18 protein-coding genes and 1 pseudogene are annotated in these 9210 nt (G+C 64.2%); all 19 read left to right on the top strand.

All coding sequences use genetic code 11. The annotated features are described in order from the left end of the window. A pseudogene (locus tag Q7V15_RS10145) lies at positions 1 to 433 on the top strand (hypothetical protein); the annotation flags it as partial. Between the two features lie 83 nt (positions 434 to 516). Next, positions 517 to 1362 (top strand): GIN domain-containing protein, encoded by an 846-nt coding sequence (locus tag Q7V15_RS10140; RefSeq protein WP_304755444.1) that lies wholly within the window; start codon positions 517 to 519, stop codon positions 1360 to 1362. A gap of 290 nt (positions 1363 to 1652) precedes the next feature. Beyond that, positions 1653 to 1961, top strand: a complete 309-nt coding sequence (gene rpsJ, locus Q7V15_RS10135) for a 30S ribosomal protein S10 (protein ID WP_304755443.1) — start codon at positions 1653 to 1655, stop codon at positions 1959 to 1961. A gap of 12 nt (positions 1962 to 1973) precedes the next feature. Continuing rightward, complete coding sequence (rplC, locus tag Q7V15_RS10130; RefSeq protein ID WP_304755442.1) at positions 1974 to 2720, top strand: 50S ribosomal protein L3; 747 nt, start codon at positions 1974 to 1976, stop codon at positions 2718 to 2720. Beyond that, positions 2720 to 3358, top strand: coding sequence for a 50S ribosomal protein L4 (gene rplD / locus Q7V15_RS10125; RefSeq protein ID WP_304755441.1), 639 nt, complete (start codon positions 2720 to 2722; stop codon positions 3356 to 3358). Before rplC ends, rplD begins: the two co-directional genes overlap by 1 nt. Beyond that, on the top strand, positions 3358 to 3657 hold the full coding sequence (locus Q7V15_RS10120) for a 50S ribosomal protein L23 (protein ID WP_293319378.1): 300 nt from the start codon (positions 3358 to 3360) through the stop codon (positions 3655 to 3657). Before rplD ends, Q7V15_RS10120 begins: the two co-directional genes overlap by 1 nt. A 4-nt stretch (positions 3658 to 3661) precedes the next feature. Next, positions 3662 to 4498 carry a 50S ribosomal protein L2 gene (rplB, locus tag Q7V15_RS10115; RefSeq protein ID WP_304755440.1) on the top strand — a complete coding sequence of 279 codons (837 nt, stop codon included), beginning with the start codon at positions 3662 to 3664 and terminating at the stop codon, positions 4496 to 4498. A 3-nt stretch (positions 4499 to 4501) separates the two neighbouring features. Continuing rightward, the gene (rpsS, locus tag Q7V15_RS10110) at positions 4502 to 4780 is read left to right on the top strand and encodes a 30S ribosomal protein S19 (RefSeq protein ID WP_296567612.1); all 279 of its coding nucleotides are present in this window, start codon (positions 4502 to 4504) and stop codon (positions 4778 to 4780) included. 2 nt (positions 4781 to 4782) lie between these two features. Next, on the top strand, positions 4783 to 5163 hold the full coding sequence (gene rplV / locus Q7V15_RS10105; protein ID WP_293319374.1) for a 50S ribosomal protein L22: 381 nt from the start codon (positions 4783 to 4785) through the stop codon (positions 5161 to 5163). Further along, the gene (rpsC, locus tag Q7V15_RS10100; RefSeq protein ID WP_293319372.1) at positions 5163 to 5915 is read left to right on the top strand and encodes a 30S ribosomal protein S3; all 753 of its coding nucleotides are present in this window, start codon (positions 5163 to 5165) and stop codon (positions 5913 to 5915) included. The genes rplV and rpsC overlap by 1 nt, the downstream gene beginning before the upstream one ends. A 12-nt stretch (positions 5916 to 5927) precedes the next feature. Beyond that, positions 5928 to 6356, top strand: coding sequence for a 50S ribosomal protein L16 (gene rplP, locus Q7V15_RS10095; protein WP_293319370.1), 429 nt, complete (start codon positions 5928 to 5930; stop codon positions 6354 to 6356). Continuing rightward, positions 6356 to 6550 carry a 50S ribosomal protein L29 gene (gene rpmC, locus Q7V15_RS10090; RefSeq protein WP_304755439.1) on the top strand — a complete coding sequence of 65 codons (195 nt, stop codon included), beginning with the start codon at positions 6356 to 6358 and terminating at the stop codon, positions 6548 to 6550. The genes rplP and rpmC overlap by 1 nt, the downstream gene beginning before the upstream one ends. Before the next feature lie 11 nt (positions 6551 to 6561). Continuing rightward, positions 6562 to 6813, top strand: a complete 252-nt coding sequence (gene rpsQ / locus Q7V15_RS10085) for a 30S ribosomal protein S17 (protein WP_296567621.1) — start codon at positions 6562 to 6564, stop codon at positions 6811 to 6813. Positions 6814 to 6829: 16 nt separating this feature from the next. Next, on the top strand, positions 6830 to 7198 hold the full coding sequence (gene rplN, locus Q7V15_RS10080) for a 50S ribosomal protein L14 (RefSeq protein ID WP_056018090.1): 369 nt from the start codon (positions 6830 to 6832) through the stop codon (positions 7196 to 7198). Then, the gene (gene rplX, locus Q7V15_RS10075; protein WP_304755438.1) at positions 7198 to 7512 is read left to right on the top strand and encodes a 50S ribosomal protein L24; all 315 of its coding nucleotides are present in this window, start codon (positions 7198 to 7200) and stop codon (positions 7510 to 7512) included. The genes rplN and rplX overlap by 1 nt, the downstream gene beginning before the upstream one ends. Next, positions 7505 to 8062 carry a 50S ribosomal protein L5 gene (rplE, locus tag Q7V15_RS10070; RefSeq protein WP_304755437.1) on the top strand — a complete coding sequence of 186 codons (558 nt, stop codon included), beginning with the start codon at positions 7505 to 7507 and terminating at the stop codon, positions 8060 to 8062. The genes rplX and rplE overlap by 8 nt, the downstream gene beginning before the upstream one ends. Positions 8063 to 8083: 21 nt before the next feature. Further along, positions 8084 to 8389: a 30S ribosomal protein S14 gene (gene rpsN, locus Q7V15_RS10065; RefSeq protein ID WP_293319351.1), complete on the top strand. Its 306-nt coding sequence runs from the start codon at positions 8084 to 8086 to the stop codon at positions 8387 to 8389. A 9-nt stretch (positions 8390 to 8398) separates the two neighbouring features. Beyond that, positions 8399 to 8794, top strand: coding sequence for a 30S ribosomal protein S8 (gene rpsH / locus Q7V15_RS10060; protein WP_304755436.1), 396 nt, complete (start codon positions 8399 to 8401; stop codon positions 8792 to 8794). A 1-nt stretch (position 8795) separates the two neighbouring features. After that, the coding region (gene rplF, locus Q7V15_RS10055) for a 50S ribosomal protein L6 (RefSeq protein WP_304755435.1) at positions 8796 to 9210 on the top strand (415 nt) is incomplete at its 3' end.

Here is a 9210-nt window from a genome sequence, read left to right as displayed (position 1 = left end):
CGGGATCCTGGTGGAGGTCAACCTGACCTCCAATTCTGTGATCCTGGAGCTTGGTCCAGAAGAGCATCCCTATGGCTGGCTGCGCGATCGCGGCGTGCCGGTGAGCCTGTCCACCGACGATGCGGGCCTGCTGCGCATTGACCTGTCCCATGAGTATGAGCGCGCCCACGCCTATGGCGCGACCTATGAGGATCTGAAGCGCTCGGCGCGAAACGCCCTGGCCTTCTCCTTCCTGGCGGGGGAGGGGCTCTGGGCGGACCCGGGGCGCTACCGACAGCCGGTCAGAGCCTGTCGCGGTCAGATCGGCGCCTCAGCGCCGAGAGCCGCCTGTGCGGCCCTGGTGGCGTCCAGCGACAAGGCGCGCGAGCAGTGGCGACACGAAGCGCTTCTGGCCGCCTTCGAGGCCGCCGCCGCACCGGCCCGGCGAAGATGACGGTGAGGTCATGACCTCGAATTAAGCTGCCCTCTGATCCTGTCGTCGCTAGCCTCCGGACAGATCAATCAAGGGAGCGGCCCATGGCCCGTTCAATTCTCGCCCTCAGTCTCGCCGCAGCCAGCTTGTCCCTGGCAGGCGCCGCCCACGCCGCCAGCGTGGAAGTTCGCGACGCCGTCGCCCGGGTCGTCGTGACCCCGGAAGCGCGTAGCGACATCCAGGTGGACATGCTGACCACCAATCCCAGCTTGCCGCTGCGCGTCCGCACCCAAGGGGGGCAGGTGATCATCGATGGCGATCTGAATCGCTCCATCCGATCCTGCCGCACCCGCGGCGGACAGCCGGCGGTGACCGTCAACGGCGTTGGCGAGGTGGCCTATGCCGATATGCCCCAGGTGGTCATTCGCACGCCGATGGATGTCGATATCAAGGTGGGCGGCGCGGTGTTCGGCGCCGTGGGTCGTAGCCAGAGCCTGAAGATCGCCAACGCCGGATGTGGCGATTGGACGATCGCCAATGTCACCGGCAAGCTGGAGGCCAGCCAGGCTGGTTCTGGTGACATGCGCGCCGGTTCGGCTGGAGCCGCAGTCCTGCGGGTGGCGGGATCTGGTGACGTGGCCGCGCGGCAGATCAACGGCCCCCTGGAGGTCGACGTGGCGGGCTCGGGCGATGTGAAGGTGGCCTCGGTCACCGGACCCCTGTTGCAGGCCCGTGTGGCCGGTTCAGGCGACGTTGCGGTGGCGACGGGCAAGGTGGACGTGGTCAGCGCCACAGTGGCCGGATCAGGCGATATCCGTTTCGACGGCGAGGCGGGCAGCCTCAAGGCGGCCATTGTGGGCTCCGGGGACGTCCGAGTGCGCAAGGTCAGCGGCGCCGTGGAGCGATCGGTGATCGGCTCGGGCGAAATCCGCGTGGAAGAGGCGTCTTAAGGGGAGGGGACGGCTCGCAGGCCTTGACGCAGGCGAGTCGCCTCTGTACTACCGCGCTTCCTGTTGGACCGGCTGTGCGGCTTCTGTCGCAGACGCGGTCCGCGGAACGACCTGAGGCCGTGACTAAACACAGCGATCTTGGGACAAGCCATCGCGGCGACGCGAGGGCCGAATTCGTTTTTGCGGGCTACGCGTACGGCGCCTCTTGCTTTGGGGGCTCCGGAGTTGGTCTTTGAAATGGTCAAAGTCACGCGGGCGGACCGCCGTCTGTAGGGAAAATTAAGAGCGATATGGATCGTCAGAACATCCGCATCCGGCTCAAGGCCTTCGATCACCGCGTGCTGGATCATTCCACTCGCGAGATCGTAAACACGGCTAAGCGCACCGGCGCCACCGTCAGGGGACCTATTCCCCTGCCGACCCTCATCGAGAAATTCACCGTCAACCGCTCGCCGCACATCGACAAGACGTCGCGCGAGCAGTTTGAAATCCGCACGCATAAACGCGTGCTCGACATCGTCGACCCCACCCCGCAGACCGTGGACGCGCTCATGAAGCTCGACCTGTCCGCTGGCGTGGACGTCGAGATCAAGCTCTAAGGGGTCCAGCCGATGCGTACCGGCGTGATCGCCAAAAAGCTGGGCATGGCGCGCTTCTTCGATGAAAGCGGCGTCCATGTTCCCGTCACCGTCCTCAGCCTCGAAGGCTGTCAGGTGGTGGCGCAGCGCACCAAGGAGAAGGACGGCTACGTCGCCCTCCAGCTCGGCGCTGGCTTCAAGAAGCCCAAGAACACCACCAAGGCCCTGCGTGGCCACTTCGCCAAGGGTGAAGTGGAGCCCAAGCGCACCCTCGGTGAATTCCGCGTGTCGGAAGACAACCTCGTCGATGTCGGCGCTGAATTGAGCGCTGAGCACTATGTCCCCGGCCAGAAGGTCGATGTGACGGGCGTGACCATCGGTAAGGGTTTCGCCGGCGCCATGAAGCGCTGGAACTTCGGCGGCATGCGCGCCACTCACGGCGTATCTGTCTCCCACCGGGCCCACGGCTCGACGGGTCAGCGCCAGGATCCGGGCAAGACCTTCAAGGGTAAGAAGATGGCCGGCCACTACGGGGTCGAGACCGTCACCACCCTGAACCTGACCGTCTGGCGGGTGGACGCCGAGCGCAACCTGATCCTGGTCAAGGGCGCTGTCCCCGGTTCCGAGGGCTCCTACGTCAAGATCCGCGATGCGGTGAAGTCGGCCCTTCCGGCTGACGCGCCCAAGCCGGCTGGCGTCCGTACGTCCGGCGCCCAGGCGTCTGCGCCCGCCGCTGAAGAAGCCCCGGCTCAAGAGCCGGCTGCTGAGGGGCAGGAATAATGAAGCTCGACGTCATCACCCTCGACGGCGGCAAGGGCGGCTCGATCGAGCTGTCCGACGCCATCTTCGGCATCGAAGAGATTCGCGGCGACATCCTTCAGCGCTGCGTGACCTGGCAGCTGGCCAAGCGCCGTGCCGGCACGCACAAGATCCAGGTGCGCAACGAAGTCTCGCGTACCGGCAAGAAGATGTACAAGCAGAAGGGCACCGGCGGCGCCCGTCACGGCTCTCGCCGTGCGGCTCAGTTCGTCGGCGGCGCCAAGGCCCACGGTCCCGTGGTCCGCAGCCACGCCTTCGATCTGCCCAAGAAGATCCGCGCCATGGCGCTCCGTCACGCCCTGTCCTCCAAGGCCAAGGCCGGCGCCCTCGTGGTGCTGGACTCCGCGGCCATCCCGGAGGCCAAGACCGCGGCCCTGCGCGCCAACTTCGCCAAGCTCGGCTGGACCAACGCTCTGGTCATCGCCGGTCCCGAAGTGGACGGCAACTTCCGCCTGGCCGCGCGCAATATCCCCAATGTGGACGTCCTGCCGAACGCCGGCCTGAACGTCTATGACGTGCTGCGTCGCCACACCCTGGTCCTGACCAAGGATGCGGTTGAAGCGATCAATGCGCGGTTCTCTGAGAAGGAAGCTGCGTGATGGCTGAGCCGACCGCCCGCCACTACGACACCGTCCTGGCGCCGGTGATCACCGAAAAGGCGACCCTGCTTTCCGAGCAGAACAAGGTCGTCTTCCGGGTCGCCGCCGATGCGTCCAAGGATGAGATCGCCGCCGCTGTCGAAACGCTGTTCAAGGTCAATGTGACCAAGGTCAACACCCTGAACGTCAAGGGCAAGACCAAGCGTTTCCGCGGCATCACCGGTCGTCGTTCCGACGTCAAGAAAGCCATCGTGACGCTGGCCGAAGGCCAGTCGATCGACATCACTACGGGGCTCTGATCCGATGGCCTTGAAGCAATTTAATCCGACTTCGCCTGGCCGTCGCGGCCTGGTGCTGGTCGACAAGTCCGAGCTCCACAAGGGCCGGCCTGAGAAGTCCCTCGTCGAGGGTCTGACCAAGTCCGGCGGGCGTGGCGGCGGTGGCCGTATCGCTGTCCGCTTCCGCGGCGGCGGCGCCAAGCGCCTGTACCGCAAGGTCGACTTCAAGCGTCGCAAGTTCGATGTGGTCGGCGTGGTCGAGCGTCTGGAATATGACCCCAACCGCACCGCCTTCATCGCCCTGGTGAAGTATGCCGACGGCGAGCTGGCCTACATTCTGGCCCCGCAACGCCTGAAGGCCGGCGATGAGGTGATCGCCTCCGAAAAGGCTGACGTGAAGCCGGGCAACGCCATGCCCCTGCGCGGCATGCCCATCGGCACGATCATCCACAATATCGAGCTCAAGCCCCTCAAGGGCGGTCAGGTCGCCCGGTCAGCCGGGGCCTATGCCCAGCTGGTCGGCCGCGACGCCGGCTATGCTCAGATCCGCCTGAACTCCGGCGAGCTTCGGATGGTCCAGGACACCTGCATGGCCACCGTCGGCGCGGTGTCCAACCAGGACCATATGAACGAAGTCCTGGGCAAGGCTGGTCGCTCGCGCCACAAGGGCCGTCGTCCGCACGTTCGCGGCGTGGCCATGAACCCGATCGACCACCCCCATGGTGGTGGTGAAGGCCGGACCTCTGGCGGTCGCCACCCGGTGACCCCGTGGGGCAAGCCGACCAAGGGGCGCAAGACCCGCACCAACAAGACGACGGATAAGTTCATCATCCGCTCGCGCCATGCTCGGAAGGCCCGCTAAGTCATGACCCGCTCCGTCTGGAAAGGTCCGTTTGTCGACGGATACCTGCTCAAGAAGGCCGAAGCTGCTCAAAGCTCCGGCCGCAAGGACACGATCAAGACCTGGTCGCGTCGCTCCACCATCATGCCGCAATTCGTCGGCCTGACCTTCGGCGTCCACAACGGCCACAAGCATGTGCCGGTCCTGGTCTCTGAAGAGATGGTCGGCATGAAGTTCGGCGAATTCGCTCCGACCCGGTATTTCCCGGGTCACGCGGCCGACAAGAAGGCCAAGAGGAAGTAGTCATGGCCAAGCAAGCGAAAGCGCGCCGCCTGGCGTCCGTCGAGGCCATGGCCAAGGTGCGGACCCTGCGGATCAGCCCTCAGAAGCTGAACCTGGTGGCCCAGTCGATCCGCGGCCTCAAGGTCCAGCAGGCGCTGAACGAGCTCGAATTCAGCCAGAAGCGCATCGCTCGCGATGTGCGCAAGGCTCTGTATTCGGCTGTGTCCAACGCCGAGAACAACCACAACCTCGACATCGACTCGCTTGTCGTCGCCGAGGCCTTCGTGGGCAAGAACCTGGTGATGAAGCGCTTCCATGCCCGTGCGCGTGGACGCGCCTCGCGGGTCGAGAAGCCCTTCTCCGAGATCACCATCGTGGTCCGCGAACTTGGTGAGGCCGCCTGATGGGTCAGAAAATCAATCCAGTCGGGCTTCGCCTCGGCATCAATCGCACCTGGGATAGCCGCTGGTTCGCCGACGGCCGTGACTATGGGCGGCTGCTGCACGAAGACCTGAAGATCCGCAAGGAACTGAAGAAGCGCCTGCTGCAGGCCGGCGTTTCGCGGATCATCATCGAGCGTCCGCACAAGAAGTGCCGCATCACCATCTATGCGGCGCGCCCCGGCGTGATCATCGGCAAGAAGGGCGCCGACATCGACAAGCTCCGCAAGGACCTGTCGGCCCTGACGGACGGTGACGTGCACCTGAACATCGTCGAGATCCGCAAGCCGGAAACCGACGCCCAGCTGGTGGCCGAGAACATCGCTCAGCAGCTCGAGCGCCGGATCGCCTTCCGTCGCGCCATGAAGCGTTCCATGCAGTCGGCCATGCGCCTGGGCGCCAAGGGCGTCCGCATCAATGTTTCGGGCCGTCTCGGCGGCGCGGAAATCGCGCGGATGGAATGGTATCGCGAAGGGCGCGTGCCGCTGCACACCCTGCGGGCCGACATCGACTATGGCTTCGCCGAAGCCAAGACCACCTACGGCATCATTGGCGTGAAGGTCTGGGTCTTCAAAGGCGAAGTGCTCGAGCACGACCCCATGGCTCTGGATAAGCGCCTGGCCACCGAGTCCGGTCCGGCCGGCGAGGGCGGTGGCCGTGGTGATCGTGGTGATCGTGGCCCGCGCCGCGACCGCCGCGACCAGGCTGGCGCGTAAGGATTACTAGTCATGCTGTCTCCTAAGAAGACCAAGTTTCGGAAGCAGTTCAAAGGTCGCATCCATGGTGCGGCCAAGGGCGGCTTCACGCTGAACTTCGGCTCGTATGGCCTGAAGTCCCTCGAGCCGGAACGCGTCACCGCGCGCCAGATCGAGGCCGCTCGTCGGGCGATCACTCGCCAGATGAAGCGTCAGGGCCGGGTGTGGATCCGGATCTTCCCGGACCTTCCCGTCACCGACAAGCCGGCCGAAGTCCGCATGGGCAAGGGCAAGGGCTCGGTGGAGTACTGGGCCGCTCGGGTTCATCCCGGCCGCATCATGTTCGAGATCGACGGGGTTCCCGACGATATCGCCCGTGAGGCCCTGCGCCTGGGCGCCGCCAAGTTGCCGGTGAAGACCCGTATCGTCACCCGCATCGATCCTATCGCGGAGCACGCGTGATGAAAGCCGCTGACGTCCGGAGCATGAGCTCCGATCAGATCGCCGAGTCGTTGCTGAACCTGAAGAAGGAGCAGTTCAACCTGCGCTTCCAGGCGGCGACTGGCCAGGTGGAGAAGACCCACCGAGTCAACGAGATCCGCAAGGATATCGCCCGGCTGAAGACCATCCTGCGCGGCAAGCAGGCTTCGGCTTAAGGAGACCATTGATGCCGAAACGTATTCTGGAAGGCGTGGTCGTCTCCGACAAGGGCGACAAGACCATTGTGGTCCGTGTCGAGCGCACCATCCTGCACCCGGTTCTGAAGAAGATCGTCCGTCGGTCGAAGCGCTATCACGCGCACGACGAGGCCAACACCTACAAGATCGGCGAGCGCGCTCGGATCATCGAGTGCGCGCCGAAGTCCAAGCTCAAGACCTGGGAGGTCCTGCCTAAGCAGACCGCCCAGTCAGCGACATAAGAGAGGATCGCTTCTAATGATCCAGATGCAGACTAACCTCGAAGTCGCCGATAATTCCGGCGCGCGTCGTGTGATGTGCATCAAAGTCCTGGGCGGCGCCGGTCGGCGTTACGCTGGCGTGGGCGACAAGATTGTCGTCTCCGTAAAGGAAGCCATCCCGCGCGGTCGCGTGAAGAAGGGCGACGTACTGCAGGCCATCGTGGTCCGCACCTCGTCGGCCATCAAGCGCAAGGACGGTTCGGTCATCCGCTTCGACAAGAACGCCGCGGTGATCGTCAACAAGCAAAGCGAGCCGATCGGCACGCGGATTTTCGGCCCGGTTCCCCGCGAACTGCGTGCGAAGAACCACATGAAGATCATCTCGCTTGCGCCTGAGGTGCTGTGATGGCCGCAAAGATCAAGAAGGGCGATCGCGTCATCGTCCTGGCGGGCAAGGACAAGGGCCGTCAGGGCGCCGTCGTCCGGGTGATGCCGAAAGAAGAACGCGTCGTGGTGGAAGGCCTGAACATGGTTCAGCGTCACACCCGTCCGACGCAGGGCGATCCCCAGGGTGGGATCAAGAATAAGGAAGCGCCGCTTCACGTCTCGAACGTGGCCATTGTCGACTCCAACGGCAAGCCGACCCGCGTCGGCTTCAAGGTGGATGGCGACAAGAAGGTTCGCGTCGCCAAGACGACCGGCGAGGTTATCAATGGCTGATCAGGCTTACGAACCCCGGCTGAAAACCGAATATCGCCAGCGCATCCGCGCGGCGATGAAGGAGCAGTTCGGCTACACCAACGAGATGCAGATCCCCAAGCTGGACAAGATTGTCCTCAACATGGGGGTCGGCGAAGCGGTGGCCGACAGCAAGAAGATTCAGTCGGCCATCACCGATCTCACCAAGATCGCCGGCCAAAAGCCTGCGCCCACCCGCGCCCGCCAGTCGATCGCCGGCTTCAAGCTGCGCGAGAACATGGTGATCGGCGCCAAGGTGACCCTGCGCAAGGACCGGATGTACGAGTTCCTCGACCGTCTGGTGACCATCGCCCTCCCGCGGGTGAAGGACTTCCGCGGCCTGAAGCCGACCTCGTTCGACGGCTATGGCAACTACGCCATGGGCCTGAAGGAGCACCTGGTGTTCCCCGAGATCAACTATGACCAGATCGACCAGGTCTGGGGCATGGACATCATCGTCTGCACGACTGCGAAGACCGACGACGAAGCCCGACAGCTTCTCCGGGAATTCCAGTTCCCGTTCAACGCTTAGGAACGGGGAAGGATAGAAGACATGGCCAAGAAAAGCGCAGTCAACCGCAACGAGAAGGTCAAGGCCCTCGTCAAGCAATACGCCGAGAAGCGCGCCGCGCTCAAGGCGATCGCCAATGACGAGAGCCTGCCTCTGGAAGAGCGTTTCGAAGCTCGCCTCAAGCTGGCCGAGCTGCCGCGCAGCTCGTCCAAGGTGCGGATTCGCAACCGTTGCGACGTCACCGGCCGCCCGCGCGGCTACTATCGTAAGCTGAGAATGAGCCGGATCGCCCTGCGTGATCTGGGTTCTGCCGGGCTCGTTCCCGGTCTCGTCAAGTCGAGCTGGTAGGAGGGGCCCATGGTGAACGACCCCATTGGCGATCTGATCGCCCGTATCAAGAACGCCGCCATGCGTGGCCGCAGCAAGGTCTCTACGCCGGCCTCGAAGATGCGCGCGCGCCTCCTCGACGTCCTGGCCGACGAGGGCTACATCCGCGGCTACCAGCTGGTGCAGAAGCCTGGCGCCTTCCCGGAGTTCGAGATCGAACTCAAGTACTTCGACGGCGCACCGGTGATCGTTGAGATCCGTCGCGTGTCCAAGCCGGGCCGCCGCGTCTATTCGTCGATCAAGGACCTGAAGCCCGTGAAGAACGGTCTTGGGATCTCGATCCTGTCGACGCCCAAGGGCGTCATGTCCGACACCGCCGCCCGCGACGCCAATGTGGGTGGTGAAGTGCTCTGCAGGGTCTACTGATATGTCTCGTATCGGAAAAAAGACGGTTCCCGTCCCGAACGGGGTGCAGGTGACGATCGACGGTCAGACCGTGCTGGTGAAGGGCCCCAAGGGGCAGCTTTCCTGGACAGTCGCCGAAGAGATCGAAATCCGCCAGGAGGACGGCGAGCTGGTTCTGGCCAAGAAGGTCGAGACCACCCGCGCCCAGTCCATGTGGGGTCTTTCCCGCACCCTGGTCAGCAACATGGTCGTCGGTGTCACCGACGGCTACGAGCGCACCCTGGAACTGGTCGGCGTCGGCTATCGTGCGGCCATGAAGGGCGACATGCTCTCCATGCAGCTGGGCTTCAGCCACGACGTCGAGATCAAAGCCCCGGAGGGTGTGGCCTTCGCCACGCCCAAGCAGACCGAAGTCAAGATCAGCGGCATCGACAAGC

Origin of the sequence: Phenylobacterium sp., assembly GCF_030651755.1 — a bacterium.
Classification (GTDB): domain Bacteria; phylum Pseudomonadota; class Alphaproteobacteria; order Caulobacterales; family Caulobacteraceae; genus Phenylobacterium.
This window is presented reverse-complemented; position numbering and strand designations above follow the sequence as displayed.